The sequence below is a fragment of the Flavobacterium sp. KS-LB2 genome, from assembly GCF_036895565.1.
Taxonomy (GTDB): domain Bacteria; phylum Bacteroidota; class Bacteroidia; order Flavobacteriales; family Flavobacteriaceae; genus Flavobacterium.
Window position 1 is genome coordinate 1,289,550 of the sequence record NZ_CP145904.1, and the last position, 25,110, is coordinate 1,314,659.

Genomic DNA, 25,110 nt, shown 5'->3' on the forward strand with positions numbered 1-25,110 from the left:
TAAGTACTTTAAAGTTAGTTATTTATGTGTTATAAAACTGAAAAAACAATAAAATTTTTAAGTAAATAAAAAGATTGCATAACAACAAAACATCCCTAAACAAAAAGGATGCTTAGGGATGTTAAAAAAAAATATATAATTACTAAAGTAAGGGTATTTAGACTAAACAGTTTTGTTTCATGCTACCAGTTTCAACATATCTGGAATGCAGTTTAAAGGCTTCTTCTAAAATGTGAGGTGTATGACCGCCGCGCAAACAAGCCCGATTAAAATAATCTGATAATTCTTCTTTGTAATCCGGATGGGTGCAGGTTTCAATGATAACTTTGGCGCGTTCTCTGGGAGCAAGACCTCTCAAATCGGCAATGCCTTGTTCAGTGATTAAAATATCAACGTCATGTTCCGTATGATCAACGTGGGAAACCATTGGTAAAACATGGGAAATAGCATTAAATTCTTTTGAAGATGATTGCGTAACAAAAATACTTAAATAGGCATTTCGAGCAAAATCACCTGAACCGCCAATACCGTTCATCATATTAGTTCCAGAAATATGGGTTGAATTTACATTGCCATAAATATCAAATTCAATGGCTGTATTTATAGCTATAACTCCCAATCTTCGTATCACTTCGGCTGAATTACTGATGGTTTGCGGTCGAAGCAGAATTTTATCTTTATACTTTTCGAAATTATCAAGAATGTGTTTGTAGCAATTTTCAGAAACAGTTATTGAAGAAGCCGATGCAAAATCTAATTTTCCGCTGTCAAAGAGTTCAAAAGTGCTGTCCTGCAAGACTTCGGAATACATTACTAAATTTTCAAAATTTCCTTTGGCAAAGCCAGACATTACTGCATTTGCCACTTTCCCAATTCCTGCCTGCAGCGGCATCAATGAATTTGTTAAATGTCCTTCTTTAATTTCATTTTCAAAAAAAGCCAATAAATGATTGGCAATCGCCGCCGTTTTTGGGTCGATCGCAGTTACTTGTGCCGGACTATCTGGAATTTCTGTAAAAACAATTCCGATTACTTTTTTAGGGTCAATTGTGATATAATTAGTTCCAATTCTTTCGTCAGCAGAAGTTATGTTTAAAACTTCTCTATTTGGATAATTTTTGGAGAGATAAATGTCATGAATTCCTTTGAATTCAAGCGGTATAGAAGTATTTATTTCGATGATGATTTTATCGGCAGCATGCGCAAAAGTAGCTGAATTTCCAACTGAGGTTGTTGGAATTACATTTCCATTTTCATCAATATAGGTAGCTTCAATTACGGCAATATCAATTTTTGGAAGGTGTTTGTTTTCTAATAATTCGGCGGTTTCGCTTAAATGTTGGTCGATAAAAAGTACTTTTCCTTCGTTTATTTTTTTCCTTAAAGTAGCATCTACTTGAAAAGGCATCCTTTTGTATAAAGCGTTATTGTTAGCCAAATCCGCATCTGTAGTATGACCTAACGAAGCGCCGGTAATTAATGTGATTCCAATAGTTTCAAATTTTGCTCTTTCGGCAAAAGCTGGTAAAACGGCTTTACTATCGCCCGCTTTTGTAAATCCACTGGTCCCGATTGTCATTTTATCTTTGAAAAATAAAGCGGCTTCTTGCGCAGAAATAACTTTGTCTTTGTAACTTTGAAATCTAATTCTGTCCAACTGCATAATTGCGTGTTTTTAGTAAAAAAATAACCAAAAGTTGATATTTTGATAATGATTTAAATTAATTATTGTAATTTTATTTAAATCGTATACAATTTTAGTGAAATTAAGAATTGGATAAATATCGTAATAAGTCATAAAAATATTCATTTCAGTCACAATGAGTCCATCTGAAACTTTAGAAGAGAAATATTATATAAAAGAGGTTGATACCGATAAAAAAAGTATTTATTGCCATCATGATTTAATGGGCGAATTAATGATTCCAACGCACAGGCATGAAAAAGCGCAAATGCTCTATTCTGAAGGTGGTATTGTTCACGTAACTACCGAAACTAAAACTTATTTTCTTCCTGCGCGTCATTTTATTTGGATTCCAGGCGGCGTAAAACATAGTATTCATCCCAACTCAGAGGATGTTATGATGCGGAATTTATATTTTCCGACGGATTCAAATGAAGATCCTTTTTACAAAATGGAAGGTATTTATCCCATTAACGATTTATTGTTGCAAATGATGCTTTTCACGAATCGATGGAATGGAAACTTGAAAAAAGGAACCAGAAATTTTACTATTGCCAATGCCATAAAAGCTATTTTACCGGAAATCTGCAGGACTAATTTGCCCTTATCATTGCCTTTGCCAAAGGATAACCGACTGAATAAGATAATTGGCTATTTGGATAAAAATTTGGGAGAAACTATTTTGTTTTCTGATTTAGCCAATCGATTTGGATTTAGCGAACGCTCTTTGTATCGCTTGTTCCAAAAAGATTTAGGGATGTCGTTCATTCAATATTTCACCATTCGAAGAATTTTAAAAGCAATTGAATTATTATTGGAAAAAAAGCTTTCTGTCAATGAAGTGGCGTTAGCGGTGGGTTATAATAGTGTTCCAACATTTAGTAACACCTTTTTTAAGATTTTAGGACAACGTCCTTCTGATTATTTAAAAGGGATTGAAATACTAAAAAAGTAAATTTTTCACAGTACTTATTTTCTGCAATCGTTATAGTTTTCTATTTGTCTGAAATGGATAAATAGTTGGCTTTAGTTGATTTTACGGCATAGATTAAATTAGGGAACTTTGCATCCTATTCCTTTATCTATATTATGTTTCTTAAAAAATGGGTTCTTTGGAGCCAATCGAATATTAATTTTTCAAAAAATGCAACGTTACTGTTCCTTTTCTTTCAAGGAATTACTTCGGTACAGGCACAACAAGTGAACACTATTTCTTTAAACGATGCTTTAAAAATCGCTAAAGAAAATAATAAGACCATTCAGAAATCTCATATCGAACAGCGCATTTCCGAAAAAGAGATTGCCGTGACAAAAAATCTTCGTTTGCCGGAGGTTAATTTTAATGCAATGTATTCCAGATTGTCAGATTTGACGGAATACGAAGGCGGTTTTTTCTCGGATAAGCATACCTATACTCCAGAACCTGGAACTGTAATATATGAGGCGGTTACAAAATTTGATGTGCCACTTTATGCCGGCAATAGAATCAATAATGCGATTAAAAAGTCGAAAGAGGAAAACGAAATTGCGAAAATCAAGATAGAAAAGACCGAGAGTGATATTCAATTACAGGTTACGGCTACTTTTTTGGGCATTTATAAAATGATGGAACTCCAGAAAATCATTGGCGAAAGCATTAAAGAAGAACAGGAACGATTAAAGGAAGTGAAAGCTTTTAAAACATTTGGAACCGTTACTAAAAATGAAGTGTTGCGTTCTGAACTGCAATTGTCGGATCGAGAACTCAATTCGTTAACCAATAAAAAAAATATCAGGATTGCGCTTCAAGAGTTAAAAACAGTATTACAGTTACCCGAAGAAGCAGAAATTGAGATAGATACAACTGGATTACTCGACGTTGCTCCGCTTAAAGACTATGATTTCTATTTCAGAGAAACCCTTCAAAACGAAGATATGCGAATCGCAAATAGAGAATTAGCCATTAAAAAAACGGAGTTGAAGATGGTGCAAGGGAATTATTATCCTAAGGTCAGTTTCTTTGGGAATTATAATCTCAAATATCCGGACTATATGCTTTTTACGTTGAATCGTCCATATCTCTATACGATAGGGCAAATAGGAGTGGAGGCTACCTATAATTTGTCTGGTTTGTATAAAAATAAAGCCAAAGTTCAGGTTGCCAGTTTAAAAGTGGATTTGCAAGAAAATGAATCTGAGCTTGTAAAAAATGAAATGACGGATAAAGTATTTAGGAATCATACTCAATATCAGGAAATATTAGACAAGCTTCCGGTTACGGACAAAGCGTTGGATTTAGCCAATGAAAATTATCGCATTGTAAAAGTAAAATACTTGAACCAACTGGTCTTAATTACTGAAATGGTCGATGCGGATAATGCTTTGCTTCAGGCAAAATTCAACAAATTTTCCACAAGAATAGATGCGGTAATGAAACAATATGAATTGCTTCATACGGCAGGATTACTCAACAAATAATAATTTAGGTTTAATATAATTTAGTTTCAAATTTATATGGTAAAAGTTCATAATTCGTCAAGAGCACATCGATCCTTTCATAGATTAATCACCGTGATTGCAAGTTTACTGGTTCTCGGCGGAATTGTTTTAGGGATTTGGTTTTATATTTTTAATAAAAATCACGAAGAAACCAATGATGCTCAGGTGGATCAGTATGTAACGCCAATTATGGCCCGAATTACGGGTTATGTTACCGAAGTGCATTATAATGAAAATCAGTTTGTTCATAAAGGAGATACCTTGATTATAATTGATAATCGAGAATACAAAGCACATTTAGATATGGCATTGGCCGATGTTGAAAATGCGAAAAGTAGTAGTATAGTAACCCAAAAAAATGTCGCAACAACTTCCAATACAACTTTAGTTAGAGAAGCTCAGTTACAAGCTGCCAAAACAGAAGTTTGGAAAACGAAACTGGAATACAATCGCTATAAAGGATTAGTAAGCCAGGAAGCAGCTACGGAGCAACAACTTGAAAAAGTAAAAGCCGATTACGAATTGGCTCAGGCGCATTATCAGGAAATAGCCAACACGATTCAATCTGCGGCATTAAATACATCAGAAGCTTCTGCTAAAATCCCAACGGCTCAAACAGTAATTCAGTCCAAACAAGCCGTTGCTGACAACGCTACTTTGTTTCTTTCTTATACTGTAATTACAGCTCCTTATGATGGTTGGGTGGGAAAAAAAATGATCCAGCCGGGACAAATGATAAAGGAAGGACAAACCTTAGTCTCTATCGTTAGCAAGGAAAAGTGGATTACGGCTAATTTTAAAGAAACGCAGTTGCAGTATTTATCAATTGATCAGGAAGTAACCCTGAAAGCAGATGCGATTAGCGGAGGAGAATTTACAGGAACTATTGAATCATTATCACCAGCAAGTGGAGCGCGTTTTTCATTATTGCCTCCTGATAATGCAACGGGTAATTTTATAAAAATAGAACAACGAATTCCAGTTAGAATAAAATTAAAGGAAAATGCACAAACGGATTTTCTTAGAGCCGGTATGAATGTAACCGTTATAGCCGAACACAAATAATAAGATGTCTGAAGTAAGTATTTTTAAATCTTGGGTTCCCAATTGGGCGATTATTGGTATTATATTTTTCTGCATGCTGCATTCCATGGTTTTATTGGGAGTATATACTTCTAATGTGACCTATGCGGCGAGTTTTTTGGACGTAGAAGTCGAAGATTTGCAGTTTTCGATGTGTGTTACTTATGGAACTTTTTTAGCTACCATTCTTATCGAAAGTCGGTTTTTTAAATTTTTTCCAACCAAAAAATATTTTCTGGTTATTTATGGCTTAGCTGCTTTAACATTTATACTGACGGCTTATACTCAAAATTTTTCTTTGTTTATTATGTTACGAATGGCCGAAGGTATCTTGATGGCCTTGCCGGTTTTACCTTTACGACAGTTTTTGATTGCTCGGTTTAAGTCTAAAAACGCAGTGATTATTGCTTTTACGCTTAACTATGGCGCTTTGATGCTGGCTTCTCCTTTTATAATGAATATTGCGGTTTGGCTGTTGGAAAATTACGATTGGAAATACATGGTGTATGGTTCCGCTTTTTTCCAAATTGTGTGCGTGGCTTTGGTTATGATTACTTTCAATAACAATCGCTTTCATAAAAAAATTCCGCTGTATCAGATTGATTGGGCCAGTTTTATTCTAGTGCTTACCGCTATTTTATGCGGTAGTTATTTTGTGGTTTATGGGCAAAAAAAATACTGGTTTGAATCTCCCCAAATTATTGCAGCACTGATTGTTGCTTTAATAACAGGAGGTTTTTTTATTGCCCGACAAATGCTGGTGAAACGACCAACTTTTGATATGCGCGTATTTCGGTATGCAAATCTACGAACCGGATTATTATTATCCGTGGTTTTTTATATTGCCAGATCGACTTTGAATATTTGTCACAGTACAATGGCTGTTGTCTGGAATTGGGAGCCTTCAAGAGTGGCGCATGTTCAGTATTTGAATTTAACGGGAAATATAATTGGAATGATTATTACAGGGTTATTTTTGGCCAAATCAGTTTCTTCCCGTTATATTTTTATAACAGGATTTTCACTTTTGGCACTATTTCATTTCTGGTTTACGTTCCTTTTTGTACCGGATGTTTCTATAACAGATATTGCGATTCCGTATATGTTGCAAGGTGTGGCAGTCGGAATAATATTTGTTCCGCTAGTTTTGTTCACCGTATCTGCTGTTCCTACGCATTTTGCTCCATTTGCAGGAATTGTTGGCGTTGCAGGGCGTTTTTGGGGAAGTATAATGGGTTTTGCAATGATTCAAAACGCAGGGTTGTTTTTGCAAAGTACCCATTTTACAAAATTCAGACAATTTATTATTCCTGAAAGCCCAGAAACCCAAATGCGGGTGGAGCAACTCATTAGAAGCTTTATATCTAAAGGATATACTATGGATGATTCCAATACATTAGCGATAAAACAGATTATTAGTTCGGTTTCAAAACAATCGGTTTTATTGTCCAATATGGAAATCTTTACTGCTATTGGTTATTTAATGGTAATAGTTGTTGTTTTTCTATTGCTGAATCAACATTTAAGACAAACAGTTGACCTCTTCAAAAATAGAATTTGGGGTACTTAAAAAGGTGTACTATGGTTTATTTAAACCTTTATGGTTAGAAAATCTCTTTTTGGCACTTTGAAATCCTTGATTAATTTGATTTTTTATGTAAATATAAACAGCATTTCTATTTAAAATGTTTAAATTAGTGTATTGAAAATCAATTAAATAAGTGTAAAATGAATAATAGAAACGATAAATTGAACTTTGACAAAAGAAAACCGGGAAAGAAAGATAAAAATAAATTACCAGATTCTCTTTTGTATCCTCCAAGTGAAGATATTTATAGCCAGTTTAAAAAAGAATCGGATATAGATCCTGAAGATATTTCTAAAAAAAAGGCTCCAGTTGAAATAAATAATGTCAGGGAATTGAATGAAAAAGATTTTGAGGAGGATGTTTCTGGAGCTGACTTAGATATTCCTGGTTCAGAATTAGATGATGAATTGGAAAATTCTGGAAGTGAAGATGAAGAAAATAACCATTATGGAATTGGCGGAGACAATCATAGTAATTTGGATGAAAATGATGGTAAAAAAAGCTAAAATTCATTAAATGCTAATTTTTTAGAATATTGATTTTACTTGATTTTTAAATTCAGTTTAATGATAATCCAATTTTATTATGTCTTTGCATAAATACAACTTAAAACGCAATTTCGATTCTACCAGCGAACCCAAAGCAGAAATTGGAAAATCTAAAAAGGAACTTGTTTTCGTGGTACAAAAGCATGCAGCCTCTCACTTGCATTATGATTTTCGCTTAGAAATGGGCGGTTTGTTAAAAAGTTGGGCAATACCTAAAGGACCATCAATGAGCCCATCTAATAAAAGATTAGCTATAATGGTAGAAGATCATCCGTACAGTTACAAAGATTTTGAAGGCACCATTCCAGAAGGAAATTATGGCGCAGGGAATGTTATCGTTTGGGATAATGGAACCTATACTTTAGCTGACTATAAAAATACAGACGATTTTGAAGATGTATTGAAATCCGATTTACAAAATGGGCATCTTAGTTTTATTCTTAATGGAAAGAAATTGAAAGGCGAATTTACATTAGTGAAATTAAAAACGAAAGAGGAAAATACATGGCTTTTGATAAAGTCAAAGGATCAATATGCAACGGAAGAGGATATTTTACAACAATACAAATCTGTCCTTTCAAATAAAACAGTATAAAGAATGTAGAAGAGTCCTTTAGATCCTCATTTTTGCGTTTCCATACTGAAAGAGCCGCAATTATCAAAAAAGATAATTGCTTTTGTGCTATACTAGGCCGGGCTATTCGCTACAAGTCCTCGTCCCGTCAAAGAGAGCCGTGACAGTGGGCTTTTTGCTACTATCCCTAACGCGGTTTTCTTATAAGGATAAGTTTAGAATGTATTGATAAATTGGAAAGTGTTTTTATTGTACCTTATATATAAGGAAGGAGGTTAACACTATTGCTATCTATATATAAGGTATCAAATAAAAGAATCGGGAAGTCTAGTTGGAGTATATTAGGGTAAACCGTTCTTTAATTATGGTTACAAAAGGATTTGTGGTGTTTATTTTCAAGCAGGCAGGCAGGATAGGGAGCCAATAAGGAGAACACAGCTGCTATTTTAGGTTATTATATAACGTATCGTAATGTCTTTAGGAGTAGCGATTGTGCCTTGTTATTGGTTTTTTTGTAGTTTAAATGGCTTTTTGGTCAAAAATCAAGGGGTAGAGTTAAAAAACTTTGTTATTCAAAAACCATGTTTACAGCGAGTTAAAAAAAAGACGAATAAAAAGGAAAAAAAAGGGTTTAAAAAAGCTTGAATAACGGTATAAAGGTTGTAGTTTTGCACCCGCAACAACGGCAAACGTTCATTTAAATACTGGCAAGCACAACGAATCGGGTTGAAAATTTATTTTCAAAAAAGATTAAAAAAAGCTTGTGAGATTAGAAAACGGATGTTACATTTGCACCCCGCTAACGAGAGAAGAAACGAGTTAGAGATGTTACTGCGAGAGTGGTAATTTAGGTTAAGCAAAACAAATGAAGTTCCTTGAAATACTGATAAGAAAAGAAATTAAACGGAGATAAAAATTTCCAAAAAAAACTTCATAATTTTCTTGCCAGTTAAAAAAAGAATTTTTACTTTTGCACCCGCTTCGAGCGACACACAATGTGAGTTAAACGAGGTTAAAATAAAAGAAGAATACGTTCCTAGACATATTGAATTGACAGCCGTTTTAACAGAGATGTTAAAACAAAAGAATAAGAGTAATAGAATCGAAAGATTTGAAAAAACCACTAGAATTTAGTCGAATAACAATAGCTTGAAGAGATTCAAGCAAACAATATACGATGAAGAGTTTGATCCTGGCTCAGGATGAACGCTAGCGGCAGGCTTAACACATGCAAGTCGAGGGGTATAGGTTTTCGGACCTAGAGACCGGCGCACGGGTGCGTAACGCGTATGCAATCTACCTTTCACAGAGGGATAGCCCAGAGAAATTTGGATTAATACCTCATAGTATAACATGACCGCATGGTCGAGTTATTAAAGTCACAACGGTGAAAGATGAGCATGCGTCCCATTAGCTAGTTGGTAAGGTAACGGCTTACCAAGGCAACGATGGGTAGGGGTCCTGAGAGGGAGATCCCCCACACTGGTACTGAGACACGGACCAGACTCCTACGGGAGGCAGCAGTGAGGAATATTGGACAATGGGCGCAAGCCTGATCCAGCCATGCCGCGTGCAGGATGACGGTCCTATGGATTGTAAACTGCTTTTGCACAGGAAGAAACAACTCTACGTGTAGAGTCTTGACGGTACTGTGAGAATAAGGATCGGCTAACTCCGTGCCAGCAGCCGCGGTAATACGGAGGATCCAAGCGTTATCCGGAATCATTGGGTTTAAAGGGTCCGTAGGCGGTTTAGTAAGTCAGTGGTGAAAGCCCATCGCTCAACGGTGGAACGGCCATTGATACTGCTAAACTTGAATTATTAGGAAGTAACTAGAATATGTAGTGTAGCGGTGAAATGCTTAGAGATTACATGGAATACCAATTGCGAAGGCAGGTTACTACTAATGGATTGACGCTGATGGACGAAAGCGTGGGTAGCGAACAGGATTAGATACCCTGGTAGTCCACGCCGTAAACGATGGATACTAGCTGTTGGGAGCAATCTCAGTGGCTAAGCGAAAGTGATAAGTATCCCACCTGGGGAGTACGTTCGCAAGAATGAAACTCAAAGGAATTGACGGGGGCCCGCACAAGCGGTGGAGCATGTGGTTTAATTCGATGATACGCGAGGAACCTTACCAAGGCTTAAATGTAGATTGACCGGTTTGGAAACAGACTTTTCGCAAGACAATTTACAAGGTGCTGCATGGTTGTCGTCAGCTCGTGCCGTGAGGTGTCAGGTTAAGTCCTATAACGAGCGCAACCCCTGTTGTTAGTTGCCAGCGAGTCATGTCGGGAACTCTAACGAGACTGCCAGTGCAAACTGAGAGGAAGGTGGGGATGACGTCAAATCATCACGGCCCTTACGCCTTGGGCTACACACGTGCTACAATGGCCGGTACAGAGAGCAGCCACTGGGTGACCAGGAGCGAATCTATAAAACCGGTCACAGTTCGGATCGGAGTCTGCAACTCGACTCCGTGAAGCTGGAATCGCTAGTAATCGGATATCAGCCATGATCCGGTGAATACGTTCCCGGGCCTTGTACACACCGCCCGTCAAGCCATGGAAGCTGGGGGTGCCTGAAGTCGGTGACCGCAAGGAGCTGCCTAGGGTAAAACTGGTAACTAGGGCTAAGTCGTAACAAGGTAGCCGTACCGGAAGGTGCGGCTGGAACACCTCCTTTCTAGAGCCTTAGTGTTAGTAGCAATACACGCTAGGGAAAGAAGACGAAAGTTCAAGTTGGAAACAAATGTGGACATTTTATTACTCTTGCTGTTAATTTAAAAAAAAAGAATAAAATTTAAGAATAAGAGTGTCTCGTAGCTCAGCTGGTTAGAGTACTACACTGATAATGTAGGGGTCGACAGTTCGAGTCTGTCCGAGACAACTATTTAGACTTAAAAAAGGAAATTCTAGAGTTGAAAGATTACGAATTACAACAATTCATAATTCATAATTCACAATTCATAATTAAATTGGGGGATTAGCTCAGCTGGCTAGAGCGCCTGCCTTGCACGCAGGAGGTCAACGGTTCGACTCCGTTATTCTCCACAAGATAGTATCAAGCGGATAGTATCAAGTATCAAGATTAGTCTTAATACTTAATACATTAAACTTAATACATATTAAAGTTCATTGACATATTGAGATAAGAAATAATAAAAAGTAGAAAGCATTTTTTACTTGTTTATCATTAGACAAGTAAAGAAACGGTCATTCTTAATTGAATGATTGGTACAATAAGCAAAATAAGGGCGTATGGGGGATGCCTTGGCTCTCAGAGGCGATGAAAGGCGTGATAAGCTGCGAAAAGTTACGGGGATTGGCACACACGATACGATCCGTAAATACCTGAATGGGGCAACCCACTATGTTGAAGACATAGTACACCGATAGGTGGGCAAACCCGCTGAACTGAAACATCTAAGTAGGCGGAGGAGAAGAAAACAAAAGTGATTCCGTAAGTAGTGGCGAGCGAACGCGGATTAGCCCAAACCAATGTTGTTACGGCAATGTTGGGGTTGTAGGACCACGATATTTCTTGCACAAAGAATTAGAATCTACTGGAAAGTAGAGCCATAGAGAGTGATAGCCTCGTATAAGTAATAAGTGTAAAGGATAGTGGTATCCTGAGTAGGGCGGGGCACGTGAAACCCTGTCTGAATTTGGCGGGACCATCCGCTAAGGCTAAATACTCCTGAGAGACCGATAGTGAACCAGTACCGTGAGGGAAAGGTGAAAAGAACCGTGAATAACGGAGTGAAATAGATCCTGAAACCATACGCTTACAAGCGGTCGGAGCCCTTTCGTGGGGTGACGGCGTGCCTTTTGCATAATGAGCCTACGAGTTAACGTTGCTGGCAAGGATAAGTGGTTAAGCCACGGATCCGTAGCGAAAGCGAGTCTGAATAGGGCGCTTTAGTCAGTAGTGTTAGACGCGAAACCGTGTGATCTACCCATGGGCAGGATGAAGCGCTGGTAACACAGTGTGGAGGTCCGAACCGGTTGACGTTGAAAAGTCTTCGGATGACCTGTGGGTAGGGGTGAAAGGCCAATCAAACTCGGAAATAGCTCGTACTCCCCGAAATGCATTTAGGTGCAGCGTTATGCGTAAAGTTATATAGAGGTAGAGCTACTGATTGGATGCGGGGGCTTCACCGCCTACCAATTCCTGACAAACTCCGAATGCTATATAATGTTTCATAACAGTGAGGGCTTGGGTGCTAAGGTCCAAGTCCGAGAGGGAAAGAACCCAGACCATCAGCTAAGGTCCCCAAATATATGTTAAGTTGAAAGAACGAGGTTTGTCTGCCCAGACAGCTAGGATGTTGGCTTGGAAGCAGCCATTCATTTAAAGAGTGCGTAACAGCTCACTAGTCGAGCGGACGAGCATGGATAATAATCGGGCATAAACATATTACCGAAGCTATGGATTTGTAATTTATTACAAGTGGTAGGGGAGCATTCTAACAGGGTAGAAGGTGTGTCGTAAGGCATGCTGGACTGGTTAGAAAAGAAAATGTAGGCATAAGTAACGATAATGCGGGCGAGAAACCCGCACACCGAAAGACTAAGGTTTCCACAGCTATGCTAATCAGCTGTGGGTTAGTCGGGACCTAAGGCGAACCCGAAAGGGACAGTCGATGGACAACGGGTTAATATTCCCGTACTAGTTATTACTGTGATGGGGTGACGGAGTGATGAAAGCGCCGCGAACTGACGGAATAGTTCGTTGAAGTACCTACCTATAAGCTGCGCAGGCAAATCCACGCGGCTTGGGGAAATACGATAGTACTCGGAGTCTTCGGACAAAGAGATAGTGCGCCTAAGGGCTTCCAAGAAAAACCTCTAAACTTCAGGTAATAAGTACCCGTACCGCAAACCGACACAGGTAGTCGAGGAGAGAATCCTAAGGTGCTCGAGAGATTCATGGCTAAGGAATTAGGCAAAATAGACCCGTAACTTCGGGAGAAGGGTCGCCAGCAGCAATGCTGGCCGCAGTGAAGAGGTCCAGGCGACTGTTTATCAAAAACACAGGGCTCTGCAAAATCGTAAGATGAAGTATAGGGCCTGACACCTGCCCGGTGCTGGAAGGTTAAGAGGAGATGTTATCTTCGGAGAAGCATTGAATTGAAGCCCCAGTAAACGGCGGCCGTAACTATAACGGTCCTAAGGTAGCGAAATTCCTTGTCGGGTAAGTTCCGACCTGCACGAATGGTGTAACGATCTGGACACTGTCTCAGCCATGAGCTCGGTGAAATTGTAGTAGCGGTGAAGATGCCGCTTACCCGCAGTGGGACGAAAAGACCCTGTGCACCTTTACTATAGCTTAGTATTGACCTTGGACAAATGATGTGTAGGATAGGTTGGAGACTGTGAAGTGGCGTCGCTAGGCGTTGTGGAGTCATTGTTGAAATACAACCCTTTGTTTGTCTGAGGCCTAACCCCCAATCGGGGGGACATTGCTTGGTGGGTAGTTTGACTGGGGTGGTCGCCTCCAAAAGAGTAACGGAGGCTTCTAAAGGTTCCCTCAGTACGCTTGGTAACCGTGCGTAGAGTGCAATGGCATAAGGGAGCTTGACTGAGAGACATACAGGTCGATCAGGTACGAAAGTAGAGCATAGTGATCCGGTGGTTCCGCATGGAAGGGCCATCGCTCAAAGGATAAAAGGTACGCCGGGGATAACAGGCTGATCTCCCCCAAGAGCTCATATCGACGGGGGGGTTTGGCACCTCGATGTCGGCTCGTCACATCCTGGGGCTGGAGAAGGTCCCAAGGGTTGGGCTGTTCGCCCATTAAAGTGGCACGCGAGCTGGGTTCAGAACGTCGTGAGACAGTTCGGTCTCTATCTACTGTGGGCGCAAGAAATTTGAGTGGATCTGATTCTAGTACGAGAGGACCGAATTGGACAAACCTCTAGTGTATCTGTTGTCACGCCAGTGGCATCGCAGAGTAGCTACGTTTGGAAGGGATAAGCGCTGAAAGCATATAAGCGCGAAACCCACCACAAGATGAGATTTCTTTTAAGGGTCGTGGGAGATGACCACGTTGATAGGCTATAGATGTAAAGGCAGTAATGTCATAGTCGAGTAGTACTAATAACCCGTAAGCTTATGTACGCTTTTCTCTCCCGATGCAAATCGGGAGAGAAGAAACTTTCTTTATGCTGAACTTGTTTCAGTATCAAATTTTTTATATTCTTTATCTCAGTATGTTAAGATATTATGTAGTTGATGTTTATTATACAATATAAACAACATTACAATAATTGCCCAAAGCAATTATAACCTCTTAAGGTGGTTATTGCGGCGGGGCTCACCTCTTCCCATCCCGAACAGAGTAGTTAAGCCCGCCTGCGCAGATGGTACTGCAGTTATGTGGGAGAGTATGTCGTCGCCTTTCTTTGAAAACCCTGTTCTATCGAACAGGGTTTTTTGTTTTATATTGTTTCTAGTTAGTATAGTAATCGATAATTCATTTAATACTCAAATTAATTCCATCTTCTATTTGTTAGAATGTGTATTGTTTTGTATATTAAATAGTTGTTATTGCTTGGTGTTTTAATATCAATTAATAATTGAGTGTATTTTATTAATTATAATAATCAATGTTGATTATTTTCCATTCAGATCAATCTTCTTAGAGCACTGTATTACCAAAACTTAAAGCAACAAAAAAAGCAGCAAAATACTTTGCTGCTTTTGTAATTTAAAATAAGTAGATTAATCTGTTAGTGTTTATTCTGAAGTTAATACATTCAATTCCATCATACATTTTTTCATCATATGGTACGTTCTTTCAATATCATTATCTAAACCTATAGAAAATCGAATCAATCCATCAGTTAATCCCATTTCTATTTGTTCTTCCATAGGAATCTCGCTTGATGTTGAAGTTCCCGGAGCACTAAATAAAGTTTTATAAAATCCTAAACTTACAGCAAGGTAACCTAGATTTTTTGCTTGCATTAATTCCATCAATGCATTAGCTTTTGCCAAAGTACCAACATCTAAGGTCATCATCCCACCAAAACCATATTCGGGATTAATCATGTTTTTGTACAATTCATGACTTGGGTGGCTTTTCAAACCAGGATAAACCGTTTTTAGCCCATCTTTTTCAAAGCGTTCTGCCAAATACATCGCATTATGACTGTGTTGTTTCATACGAATATGTAATGTGCGTAAGTTTTTCATCACGCTAGCCGAACGTAAACTATCCATTGTTGGACCCAATAACATGCTGGCGCCACTATTTACATTTTTTAAACTATTGATAAATTCTTGTGAAGCACATGTTACACCACCTACAGTATCACTGCTTCCGTTGATGTATTTTGTTAAACTGTGAATCACAATATCAGCTCCTAATTTTGCAGGAGAGACAGATAATGGTGAAAAAGTATTATCGACTACTAACTTTAAATTATGTCTCTTAGCTATTTTAGCTAAACCAGTAATATCAGCAACTTCTAGTAAAGGATTGCTCACGGTTTCACAATACAAAACTTTAGTTTCGGGAGTAATTGCAGCTTCTACAACGTCTAGTTTCGTGATATCAACAAAAGTTGTTTTGATGCCTAATCTTGGTGTAAAATTCTTCAAGAATGCGTATGTTCCACCATAGATTGTTCTGCTCGAAACAATATGATCTCCGGAGCCACACAATTGCAGTAGCGTAGGTGTTATCGCTCCCATTCCTGATGCTGAAACGTTTGCTGTTTCCGTTCCTTCCATTGCTGCCAATGCTTTGTCTAAATATAGATTACTTGGCGAAGAATGACGCGAATACAAATAGCAACCTTCCATATTACCTTCAAAAGTATCGAACATCGTTTTTGCCGAAAGGAAAGTATACGTTGATGAATCTGAAATCGATGGATTTACACCACCAAATTCACCAAAGTACTGTAAATCCTGAATGTTGTCTGCGGGATTGAAATTTTTCATAGTTGTTTTTTTTTTGTTATTTGAAGCCATTCCTGCTATTCGCTTTATCTTTTACTTTTTAAAGAAAAAAGTAAAAGGATGTCGCTGCAATCAGGGCTAGGGATTTCGGTCTGAAGAAAAGCTTCTCAAAATAACTGCGTTTTAGATTGATAAACAATAGTATCGTTTAATATTAGATTTTAAAACTATAAAAAATAAATAATGTAATTTAATTTTCTAATTTAGCTTCTTAAATAGGATTTGTAGAGATTTTATTTCAATTTAAATTTAAATAAAAATGACACTAGACGCTATCGATAAAAAAATGCTTTTGTTATTACAAACGGACAGCAAAAAAACAACCAAAGAACTTTCCTTAAAACTCAATCTTTCCGTAACTGCCGTTTATGAGCGTATTAAAAAATTAGAGAGAGAAGGAATTATCGATAAATATGTTGTGTTAGTGAATCGTTCAAAAGTAGAAAGAGGTTTTGTTGTTTTTTGTCACCTCAAACTGATTCAGCATACGAAAGAGTTTATCGCCAAATTCGAAAGTGAAGTGATACAGTTGAAGGAAGTAATTGAATGCCATCATGTAAGTGGCGATTATGATTATATATTGAAAATAGTAGTAAAAGACATGGAAGCCTATCGAGAATTTTTGGTTACAAAACTCACAACATTGGAGCATATTGGAAGTACGCACAGCACATTCATGATTAGTGAAGTAAAAAACACGACCATTGTTGATATATAGAATAAACATGGATTTAAAGCGGTATTCAATGGTAAGTAAATGTTAATTACTAAAAATTCGTAACAAAAAACCTTCTGAATTAAACTTTAAACAAAACTTAATTCCTTAATTTTGTGCAACATTTTATAAAAACACCATAAAAAAATATACTATGAGTTCATTTGACGTAGTCATTATAGGTTCTGGACCAGGCGGATATGTATCAGCAATTCGTTGTGCACAGTTGGGTTTCAAAACAGCAATTATAGAAAAATATTCCACTCTTGGAGGAACTTGCTTGAATGTAGGTTGTATTCCTTCAAAAGCATTGCTTGCTTCTTCTCATCATTACAGTGAAATTGCTCATTTTGCAGATCACGGAATTGAAGTTTCCGGAGAAGTAAAAGTAAACCTTAAAAAAATGATTGCGCGCAAACAAGCTGTTGTCGATCAAACTTCGGGTGGTGTGAAATTTTTAATGGATAAAAATAAAATTACAGTTCTGGAAGGATTAGGTTCATTTGTTGATGCTACACATGTTGCTGTTGCAAAAGCAGACGGAACTTCAGAAACTATTGAAGCTAAAAATATTATTATTGCTACAGGATCTAAACCATCATCTTTGCCTTTTATTAAAATTGATAAAGAAAGAATCATCACTTCTACCGAAGCTTTGAAACTAAAAGAAGTGCCAAAACATTTGGTGATTATTGGTGGTGGAGTAATTGGGATTGAATTAGGTCAAGTATATTTACGATTGGGAGCACAAGTTTCTGTTGTAGAATATTTAGACAGAATCATTCCTGGAATGGACGCTTCATTGTCTAAAGAATTGACTAAAGTATTGAAAAAGCAAGGCATGAAATTCTACGTTTCACACAAAGTGAAATCAGTAGAAAGAAATGGTGAAGGAGTTGTAGTTCAAGCTGAAAATGCAAAAGGAGAAACAATTACGCTGGAAGGAGATTATTCATTAGTTTCTGTAGGACGTCGTCCGTATACTGATGGTTTGAATGCGGATAAAGCTGGAGTAAAAATATCGGATAGAGGAATGGTTGAAGTAAACGATCATTTACAAACTTCAGTTCCAAATATTTATGCTATTGGTGATGTTGTTCGTGGAGCAATGTTAGCACACAAAGCAGAAGAAGAAGGAGCAATGGTTGCTGAAATATTAGCAGGTCAAAAACCGCATATTGATTATAACTTGATTCCGGGTGTGGTTTATACTTGGCCAGAAGTGGCAGCTGTAGGACAAACAGAAGAGCAATTGAAAGCAGCTGGAGTAGAGTATAAAGCAGGAAGTTTTCCTTTCAAAGCTTTAGGTCGTGCTCGAGCAGGTGGAGATTTAGACGGATTTGTAAAAATTCTAGCTGATGCAAAAACAGATGAAGTTTTAGGCGTTCACATGATTGGAGCTCGTTGTGCAGATTTAATTGCCGAGGCCGTTACTGCAATGGAATTTAAAGCATCTGCTGAAGATATTTCTAGAATGTCTCATGCGCATCCAACTTTTGCAGAAGCGATAAAAGAAGCAGCTTTAGCAGCAACTGATAATAGAGCTTTACATGTGTAATTAGTAAATTACATTTTTCTATAAAATAAAGAAACCCGTTCAATTGAGCGGGTTTCTTATTTGTTATGGGTTACGTTTAATTAACCTTTGGCTACAAATAAACCTTTATAGTTTTCCCAATGACTATAAATTAAAAAAAGATTGCCTAAGAATAAGAACACAGCAATAGGTATTCCCTCTGGTGATAAGAAAAAATTAATAAATAAAATGTTTAAGGTGATTGGTAGGATTAGGATATTGGCCAATGTAACGTATCGTCCAGTAAGAAATGATAATCCACAAAGAAACTCTATTGATTTCGCTAAAGGCAAGATGTATGTCGATGCAACTAAACCTATATTAAATGCTTTGAAATTACCGGTAACTTCCGGTTCTGGTGCTAGTTTTAAAAAAAAGCTAATTGATGCGTAAAGTAATATTAGCCCAATTAAGGTTCGGATAATAATAATTGCAATTTTCATAGTATATAGTTTTTTAGAGGTTATATATTTGAGAATATTTATTTAGGAATTGCATTTTCATCCAGATACATAATTTCCCATTGATGCCCGTCTAAATCGGCAAAACTATGTCCATACATCCATCCATGATCTTGCGACTCCATATAAATTGAACCACCGGCATCTACTGCGGTTTTTACCATTTCATCTACTTTTTCTCTACTATCAGCATCTATTGCAATTAATACTTCGGTATTTTTATGGGCGTTACAAATTTCTTTTTTGGTGAATTCTTTAAATCGCTGTTCAGTAACAAGCATCGCAAAAATATTTTCTGCTATAATCATGCAAGTGGCATGTTCATCAGTAAATTGTGGGTTGAAAGAAAATCCAAGTTTTGTAAAAAAATCAATGGATTTTTTAAGGTCTTTAACAGCCAAATTGAGGAAAATTTTTGAAGCCATAACGGGAATGATTTAATGATTTAAAAAATCTAAAACGGATCACGTACTATCAAATTTACAAAAAAATAAGCTAATTTTAGTAAAATCGGTTATTGAAGGTTTATTTTTTGTTGTAATTTTGAATTTTAAATACCAATACTTTTTGAGAACTTCAATTTACAAGTCTATTTCTGATCCAAAACTGTTTAAAAAACAGCTTTTATTATGGTCTCAACAGTTTCGAGAAATCATTTATTTGGACAGTAATGATTATCTACAGAATTATTCCAGTTATGATTGTGTTCTTGCCGTTGATGCATTTACATCTATAAAGACAGACTATCACAATGCTTTTGAAGATTTAAAACAATACCAGCAAAGTATCAAAGACTGGCTTTTTGGCTATTTATCGTATGATTTGAAAAATGATATTGAGCAGTTACAATCTCAGAATTTTGACGGATTAGAATTTCCGGATTTGTACTTCTTTCAACCTAAAAAGTTATTTTTATTGAAAGGAAATCAGCTTGAAATTCAATATCTCAATATGTGTGACGATGAAGTGGAGGAAAATTTTGAAGAAATTGTCAAAATTCGAAAGTCAAATGTAGAAATAGAAGCATTAGTAACGATCCAACAACGGATTCCGAAAGAGAGTTATCTTGAGAAGGTTTCAAAAGTTTTGGAACACATTCATCAAGGCGATATTTATGAAGCTAATTTTTGTATGGAATTTTTTGCTGAAAACGCAACGATTGATCCAATAGAGAAATTTATAAAACTCAACGAAATTTCTCAACCTCCGTTCGCCGTTTTTTTTAAAAATAATAAACACTTTTTACTTTCGGCGACACCGGAACGTTATTTAAGGAAAGAAGGAGAACGTATTATTTCGCAACCGATTAAAGGAACCGCGAAACGATTTTTGGATGCAAATGAAGATGAGCAATCAAAAATGCAATTGGATTTAGATCCAAAAGAACGAGCCGAAAACATTATGATAACGGATTTAGTGCGGAATGATTTGTCTCGAACCGCACAAAAAGGATCCGTTGAAGTACAAGAGTTCTGCAAAATTTATTCTTTTTTGCAAGTGCATCAAATGATTTCTACGGTGACATCAAAGTTGGATGCGCAATATTCTGTTGTAGATGTTTTAAAAACTACTTTCCCGATGGGAAGTATGACTGGAGCACCAAAAATTTCAGTGATGAAAATCATTGAACAGTTGGAAGAAACAAAACGCGGATTGTATAGCGGCTCGGTGGGTTATTTTACACCAGATGGTGATTTTGATTTCAATGTTGTTATCCGAAGCATATTGTACAATCAAGAGAAGAAATATATTTCTTTCTCGGTTGGAAGTGCCATCACTTCGCAATCCCTTCCTGAAAAGGAATATGAGGAATGTTTGCTTAAAGCAAAAGCGATGCGAGAAGTTTTAAGTTAAATCCAAACGAATTAATTAAATTTGAACATGCTACAAAAATTCCAAAACCATCTTCTACATAATTTCCAGTTCTTGAGCGGAAAAAAAATACTTCTGGCCACAAGCGGCGGGAAAGACAGTATGGTAATGGTGCATTTATTTCAGCAATTGGATTATGAAATAGGTATTGCACATTGTAATTTTCAATTGCGTGGAATGGAAAGTTTTGAAGACCAAAATTTTGTCCAGGAATATGCTGCCGCAAATGATATTCCGGTATTTATAACTCAATTTGATACCAAAGCTTTCGCAGAAGATTATAAAGTTTCTACGCAAGTTGCCGCGCGTGAGTTGCGTTACAATTGGTTTTATGAATTATTAGAAACTGAAAAATTCGATTATATACTCACGGCGCATCATGCCGATGATAATCTGGAAACTTTTTTAATTAATCTGAGTCGAGGAACAGGATTAGAAGGTTTAACTGGAATTCCAGAGCAAAACGATAGAATAATTCGTCCGCTTTTGGCATTTAGCCAAGAAGAAATGGAAGAATATGCCAAATTAAATAACATTCAATGGCGTGAAGACAGCAGCAATGCATCCGATAAATACCTTCGAAATAAAATTCGCCATCATCTGGTTCCTATGTTAAAGGATTTGAATCCAAATTTTCTTTCTTCGTTTCATAAAACGCAAACCTATTTGCAAGAAGCACAAGTGATGGTTGAAGATGCTTCGATTATGATTTATCAACAAGTGGCTAAACAAGAGGAGGATACTATTTATTTTGATTTAAAAAAATTAAAAAAATTGCCCAATTATAAATCGTATTTGCATCAATGGCTGAAAGAATTTGGATTTTCGGCTTGGGATGATATTTATGATTTGGTCGAAAGCCAATCTGGTAAATATGTTTTTTCGCCAGAATATCGATTATTGAAAGACAGAGATTCTTTAATCCTAAGTCCGATACATTTCGTAAATGAAAAGGAGGAATATTCAATTGATGAAAATCAAAAAGAAGTTAATATTCCCTTAAATCTTACGTTTTGTAAAGTAGCGGACATTAGTTTAACGACGAACTCAGCTATCTTTGTGGACGCTGATAAATTACAATATCCATTGGTTTTGCGTCATTGGAATGAGGGCGATCGTTTTCAACCTTTTGGGATGAACGGTAAATCGAAGAAAGTGAGCAAGCTTTTTAAAGATGAAAAATTATCCTTGCTAGAAAAAGAAAACATTTGGCTTTTATGTTCGAATGATGAAATCGTTTGGATTATTAATGTTCGTCAAGACGAACGTTTTAGAATTGACAATACAACAAAGAATATACTTAAAATACAATTAGAATAATGAAGAAACTACTATTTATACTTGTTGCTTTTTTGGCTTTTGCCAATGGGAATGCCCAAATTCTTGATCCTGCAAAATGGACTACGAAAATAGAAAAGAAATCAGAGACAAATTACATCCTTACTTTTAATGCTATCATAGAAAATGATTGGCATTTATATTCTCAATTTACTCCAGACGGTGGGCCATTACCACTGGAAATCATTTTCAAAAATCAAAAAGGAAATTTTACTTTAGTGGGCAAAGCCAAAGAAAGCAAAACGAGAACCGCTTTTAATGATATATTTGAAGTTAACGAAACATTCTTCGAAAAGAAAGGTCAAATCCAACAAGAAATTACAATAACAAACCCGAAGCTGACTGAAATTAAAGTCGATTTTAATTATCAGGTGTGCAAAGAGGTTTGTATTAATATAGAAAAGAGTTTCACGTTTACCATTCCTGCAGCTTCAAAAACAGCAGAAATCGCTACTATAGCAACAGATTTAACGATAATAGATTCAGCTAAAGTTGACACTGCAGTTACAAATACAGATGTAAATAAGGAACAGGTTGTTACTTCTGAAAAAGTTCCTGTTCTGGATACGAAGCCTTCTAAACAAAGAGGATTGTTGTCTATTTTCTTTATTGCTTTTTTATCTGGATTTGCCGCATTACTTACGCCTTGCGTCTTCCCGATGATTCCTATGACGGTCAGTTTTTTTACCAAACAAAGCAAAACAAAAGCAAAAGGAATTAGAAATGCCATTATTTATGGAATTGCTATCATATTCATTTATGTAGTTTTAGGATTCTTAGTGACGTGGATTTTTGGTGCGGATGCATTGAATGCGTTATCTACAAATGTTTGGTTTAATATTATTTTCTTTGTTTTGTTAGTCACTTTTGCGGCTTCATTTTTAGGAGCTTTTGAGATTATGTTACCAAATTCTTGGGCAAATAAAGTAGATAATCAAGCGGATAGAGGCGGAATAATTGGAATTTTATTCATGGCTTTGGCATTAGCAATTGTATCTTTTTCCTGTACCGGACCAATCGTTGGAACCCTTTTAGTCGAGGCTGCTTCTAAAGGCGGAATTGCACCTATTGTTGGAATGTTCGGATTTTCATTAGCTTTAGCTTTACCATTTATGTTGTTTGCCATGTTCCCGGGTTGGTTGAATTCATTGCCAAAGTCTGGAGGTTGGTTGAATACCGTTAAAGTAGTTTTAGGATTTTTAGAATTGGCTTTGGCATTCAAATTTTTGTCGAATGCGGATTTGGTATTGCAATTGCATTTCTTGGAAAGAGAAATTTTCTTGGCGATTTGGATTGCTATTTTTGGAACATTAGCTTTTTATTTATTCGGAAAAATTACGCTTCCACATGATAGCCCGATGAGTCATATATCAGTAGGAAGATTGTCTTTAGGATTAGTAGTTTTGGCCTTTACCATCTATTTGATTCCCGGAATTTGGGGAGCGCCGTTAAAATTAATTTCTGGCTTTCCACCCCCAATGACTTATAGTGAAAGCCCATACGGAGTAGGAAATTCAAAAGGAGGTTCGAATGCATCAGCTCAAATTTTGCCGGAAGGCGCACATTTAGGACCACATGATCTTATCGCTTTTGAAGATTATGAAAAAGGATTGGCTTATGCCAAATCAGTAAACAAACCCATTTTACTTGATTTTACAGGATACGCATGTGTGAATTGCCGAAAAATGGAAGATTATGTTTGGTCTGATCCTGTAGTTCTAAAAATATTACAAGAGGAAGTAGTATTAATCTCTTTATATGTCGATGACAAAAGAGAATTGCCAAAAAACGAGCAATATGTATCTAAAGAAACAGGTAAAGAAATTATAAGTGTAGGGAACAAATGGAGTGATTTTCAAATTACAAAATTTAAAGCCAACGCACAACCATATTATATTATTTTAGACACAGAAGGTACTATGTTATCTGATAAACCAGAAAGTTATAACTCAGATATAAATGCCTACAAAGGCTGGTTGAGAGAAGGAATTGATCGCTTTGTAAAGGTAAAATAGCAGCTAGTATCTGGACAAAATAGTAAACGTAAATTGCACTAATTTCTAAGAAGTAATCTTTGGAAATTAGTGCAATTTTTTGCTTTTGATCTAGTAATACGCCACGCTTAAGTACTTTACTACTCGATTGTTTTTTCGATGTAATCTGAATTTAATAGGTATAAAGCACCCATATATCTAATTTTAAAAGCAACTAAATCTCCAACTTTATACGTCTTTTTTGACTTTGAAATATCTATAACAAGCATATCAGAACTAGCGTCCACAATGGTAATGTCAGTATCATCCGATTCTAAATACTGCGGTTGCATGTCTAATAAACCAATATCTAAGATGGCTCTTAAAGACGTAATTCCTAAATCGGTAACGTCATTCATGGAAAAAGAATTTCCAGCAACGTTTTCGCCTAATTCGCCAGTAGGCGTATTTGGCTTCACAGTAATTTCTATAATTTCAGCGTATAATTTAAAAACATCATTATGCATTCCTTCAATGGTATCGCCAGTGAATAAATCTTTCCCGAAAAAGAGAGCTTCTCCTATACGAAAATGATTGACAGCCATTGGGCGCGCATTTTTAAGTATAAGCGGAATTGCCACTGAGGTTCCACCAGAGACGAACGGAATGCTTATATCGAATTTAGCTTCAATTAATTGCTTATATAAACTCAATTGAATGAGCTTGTCTTGCGTAGGCATCACACCGCTAAGACAATTGAGATTAGTTCCTATTCCTGAAATCTTGATGTTAGGCATTTTTATAATAGTGCCGTAAAAGGCTATTAATTCCTCACCCATAACACCTTCTCGAAGATCACCCATTTCAATCATAATGATTACTTTATGAACCTTGTTTTGCTTTACGGCTTCGTTAGAAAGTAATTGAATGGTGTATATTTCAGTATTAAAACTGATATCGGCATATTGGACAATATTTTCAATACTTCGTTTTGCAGGTGGTTTGATATAAACGGTTTGGATTTCAGGATTTAGTGCTTTGATTTTTTTAAGATTGCTTACTCTAGAATCATGAATTTCCCGAACTCCTAAAGCGATTATTTCTTTGAGATAGATTTTATTACCACACAATAGTTTGGAAACTACTCCCCATTGGATATTTCTGGATGTAAAGATTTGGTTCAGAAAGGTGTAGTTTTCTTCGAGTTTTTTGCGATATAATTTTATAAAGGCCATTTATGATAATTT

At 36.6% G+C, this 25,110-nt stretch carries 17 protein-coding genes, 2 tRNA genes and 3 rRNA genes; 18 read left to right on the forward strand and 4 right to left on the reverse strand.

What is annotated here, in order from left to right; genetic code table 11:
* Positions 1-157: 157 nt before the first annotated feature.
* Positions 158-1,663, reverse strand: a complete 1,506-nt coding sequence (locus V5J73_RS05555; protein ID WP_338648183.1) for a succinate CoA transferase — start codon at positions 1,661-1,663, stop codon at positions 158-160.
* A 157-nt stretch (positions 1,664-1,820) separates the two neighbouring features.
* Between V5J73_RS05555 and V5J73_RS05560 the strand changes: the two genes are divergently transcribed.
* From V5J73_RS05560 to rrf, 12 genes are all read left to right on the forward strand, one after another.
* A complete protein-coding gene (locus V5J73_RS05560) occupies positions 1,821-2,639 on the forward strand; it encodes an AraC family transcriptional regulator (RefSeq protein WP_338648184.1) in 819 nt (272 codons plus the stop codon).
* 134 nt (positions 2,640-2,773) lie between these two features.
* Positions 2,774-4,141: a TolC family protein gene (locus V5J73_RS05565; RefSeq protein ID WP_338648185.1), complete on the forward strand. Its 1,368-nt coding sequence runs from the start codon at positions 2,774-2,776 to the stop codon at positions 4,139-4,141.
* Between the two features lie 36 nt (positions 4,142-4,177).
* Positions 4,178-5,227, forward strand: coding sequence for an HlyD family secretion protein (locus tag V5J73_RS05570; protein ID WP_338648186.1), 1,050 nt, complete (start codon positions 4,178-4,180; stop codon positions 5,225-5,227).
* 4 nt (positions 5,228-5,231) lie between these two features.
* The gene (locus V5J73_RS05575) at positions 5,232-6,815 is read left to right on the forward strand and encodes an MFS transporter (RefSeq protein ID WP_338648187.1); all 1,584 of its coding nucleotides are present in this window, start codon (positions 5,232-5,234) and stop codon (positions 6,813-6,815) included.
* A gap of 158 nt (positions 6,816-6,973) precedes the next feature.
* Positions 6,974-7,339, forward strand: coding sequence for a hypothetical protein (locus V5J73_RS05580; protein WP_338648188.1), 366 nt, complete (start codon positions 6,974-6,976; stop codon positions 7,337-7,339).
* Between the two features lie 79 nt (positions 7,340-7,418).
* Entirely contained in the window at positions 7,419-7,976 is a 558-nt protein-coding gene (locus V5J73_RS05585) for a DNA polymerase ligase N-terminal domain-containing protein (protein ID WP_338648189.1), read from the forward strand.
* 450 nt (positions 7,977-8,426) lie between these two features.
* The gene (locus V5J73_RS05590) at positions 8,427-8,600 is read left to right on the forward strand and encodes a hypothetical protein (protein WP_338648191.1); all 174 of its coding nucleotides are present in this window, start codon (positions 8,427-8,429) and stop codon (positions 8,598-8,600) included.
* A gap of 529 nt (positions 8,601-9,129) precedes the next feature.
* Positions 9,130-10,643: ribosomal RNA gene (locus V5J73_RS05595) — 16S ribosomal RNA — on the forward strand.
* 130 nt (positions 10,644-10,773) lie between these two features.
* Positions 10,774-10,847, forward strand: a tRNA-Ile gene (locus tag V5J73_RS05600).
* A gap of 90 nt (positions 10,848-10,937) precedes the next feature.
* A tRNA-Ala gene (locus tag V5J73_RS05605) sits at positions 10,938-11,011 on the forward strand.
* Between the two features lie 186 nt (positions 11,012-11,197).
* Positions 11,198-14,080 (forward strand): 23S ribosomal RNA (locus V5J73_RS05610).
* Positions 14,081-14,253: 173 nt separating this feature from the next.
* Positions 14,254-14,363, forward strand: a 5S ribosomal RNA gene (gene rrf / locus V5J73_RS05615).
* The 16S, 23S and 5S rRNA genes sit together here with 2 tRNA genes alongside, the layout of an rRNA operon.
* A 335-nt stretch (positions 14,364-14,698) precedes the next feature.
* Here rrf and V5J73_RS05620 read toward each other — a convergent pair.
* The gene (locus V5J73_RS05620) at positions 14,699-15,910 is read right to left on the reverse strand and encodes an aminotransferase class I/II-fold pyridoxal phosphate-dependent enzyme (protein ID WP_338648192.1); all 1,212 of its coding nucleotides are present in this window, start codon (positions 15,908-15,910) and stop codon (positions 14,699-14,701) included.
* A gap of 277 nt (positions 15,911-16,187) precedes the next feature.
* Between V5J73_RS05620 and V5J73_RS05625 the strand changes: the two genes are divergently transcribed.
* The 3 genes from V5J73_RS05625 to V5J73_RS05635 all read left to right on the forward strand — a co-directional run bounded on the left by V5J73_RS05625 (position 16,188) and on the right by V5J73_RS05635 (position 18,612).
* Entirely contained in the window at positions 16,188-16,646 is a 459-nt protein-coding gene (locus V5J73_RS05625; protein ID WP_338648193.1) for an Lrp/AsnC family transcriptional regulator, read from the forward strand.
* Positions 16,647-16,797: 151 nt separating this feature from the next.
* Positions 16,798-18,201 carry a dihydrolipoyl dehydrogenase gene (gene lpdA / locus V5J73_RS05630; RefSeq protein ID WP_338648194.1) on the forward strand — a complete coding sequence of 468 codons (1,404 nt, stop codon included), beginning with the start codon at positions 16,798-16,800 and terminating at the stop codon, positions 18,199-18,201.
* A gap of 141 nt (positions 18,202-18,342) precedes the next feature.
* Positions 18,343-18,612 (forward strand): hypothetical protein, encoded by a 270-nt coding sequence (locus V5J73_RS05635; protein WP_338648195.1) that lies wholly within the window; start codon positions 18,343-18,345, stop codon positions 18,610-18,612.
* A gap of 88 nt (positions 18,613-18,700) precedes the next feature.
* Here the strand turns inward: V5J73_RS05635 and V5J73_RS05640 are convergent, their stop codons facing one another.
* Positions 18,701-19,105: a VOC family protein gene (locus V5J73_RS05640; RefSeq protein ID WP_338648196.1), complete on the reverse strand. Its 405-nt coding sequence runs from the start codon at positions 19,103-19,105 to the stop codon at positions 18,701-18,703.
* Positions 19,106-19,247: 142 nt separating this feature from the next.
* On the opposite strand from V5J73_RS05640, the gene V5J73_RS05645 reads away from it, so the two are divergent.
* From V5J73_RS05645 to V5J73_RS05655, 3 genes are read left to right on the forward strand one after another with little or no spacing between them, the layout of a single operon-like run.
* Positions 19,248-20,534: an anthranilate synthase component I family protein gene (locus V5J73_RS05645; RefSeq protein WP_338648197.1), complete on the forward strand. Its 1,287-nt coding sequence runs from the start codon at positions 19,248-19,250 to the stop codon at positions 20,532-20,534.
* 27 nt (positions 20,535-20,561) lie between these two features.
* Positions 20,562-21,872: a tRNA lysidine(34) synthetase TilS gene (gene tilS, locus V5J73_RS05650; RefSeq protein WP_338648198.1), complete on the forward strand. Its 1,311-nt coding sequence runs from the start codon at positions 20,562-20,564 to the stop codon at positions 21,870-21,872.
* Positions 21,872-23,905, forward strand: coding sequence for a protein-disulfide reductase DsbD family protein (locus V5J73_RS05655; protein ID WP_338648199.1), 2,034 nt, complete (start codon positions 21,872-21,874; stop codon positions 23,903-23,905). The genes tilS and V5J73_RS05655 overlap by 1 nt, the downstream gene beginning before the upstream one ends.
* A 119-nt stretch (positions 23,906-24,024) precedes the next feature.
* On the opposite strand, the gene V5J73_RS05660 is transcribed toward V5J73_RS05655, so the two are convergent.
* The gene (locus V5J73_RS05660) at positions 24,025-25,098 is read right to left on the reverse strand and encodes an alanine/ornithine racemase family PLP-dependent enzyme (RefSeq protein ID WP_338648201.1); all 1,074 of its coding nucleotides are present in this window, start codon (positions 25,096-25,098) and stop codon (positions 24,025-24,027) included.
* Between the last annotated feature and the right edge of the window lie 12 nt (positions 25,099-25,110).

Coding starts and splice junctions, on each gene's coding strand:
- lpdA (WP_338648194.1), top strand. CDS start 16,798: ATGAGTTCATTTGACGTAGTCATTATAGGTTCTGGACCAGGCGGATAT.
- V5J73_RS05590 (WP_338648191.1), top strand. CDS start 8,427: ATGTCTTTAGGAGTAGCGATTGTGCCTTGTTATTGGTTTTTTTGTAGT.
- V5J73_RS05660 (WP_338648201.1), bottom strand. CDS start 25,098: ATGGCCTTTATAAAATTATATCGCAAAAAACTCGAAGAAAACTACACC.
- V5J73_RS05565 (WP_338648185.1), top strand. CDS start 2,774: ATGTTTCTTAAAAAATGGGTTCTTTGGAGCCAATCGAATATTAATTTT.
- V5J73_RS05560 (WP_338648184.1), top strand. CDS start 1,821: ATGAGTCCATCTGAAACTTTAGAAGAGAAATATTATATAAAAGAGGTT.
- V5J73_RS05575 (WP_338648187.1), top strand. CDS start 5,232: ATGTCTGAAGTAAGTATTTTTAAATCTTGGGTTCCCAATTGGGCGATT.
- V5J73_RS05585 (WP_338648189.1), top strand. CDS start 7,419: ATGTCTTTGCATAAATACAACTTAAAACGCAATTTCGATTCTACCAGC.
- V5J73_RS05570 (WP_338648186.1), top strand. CDS start 4,178: ATGGTAAAAGTTCATAATTCGTCAAGAGCACATCGATCCTTTCATAGA.
- tilS (WP_338648198.1), top strand. CDS start 20,562: ATGCTACAAAAATTCCAAAACCATCTTCTACATAATTTCCAGTTCTTG.
- V5J73_RS05580 (WP_338648188.1), top strand. CDS start 6,974: ATGAATAATAGAAACGATAAATTGAACTTTGACAAAAGAAAACCGGGA.
- V5J73_RS05625 (WP_338648193.1), top strand. CDS start 16,188: ATGACACTAGACGCTATCGATAAAAAAATGCTTTTGTTATTACAAACG.
- V5J73_RS05555 (WP_338648183.1), bottom strand. CDS start 1,663: ATGCAGTTGGACAGAATTAGATTTCAAAGTTACAAAGACAAAGTTATT.
- V5J73_RS05655 (WP_338648199.1), top strand. CDS start 21,872: ATGAAGAAACTACTATTTATACTTGTTGCTTTTTTGGCTTTTGCCAAT.
- V5J73_RS05640 (WP_338648196.1), bottom strand. CDS start 19,105: ATGGCTTCAAAAATTTTCCTCAATTTGGCTGTTAAAGACCTTAAAAAA.
- V5J73_RS05620 (WP_338648192.1), bottom strand. CDS start 15,910: ATGAAAAATTTCAATCCCGCAGACAACATTCAGGATTTACAGTACTTT.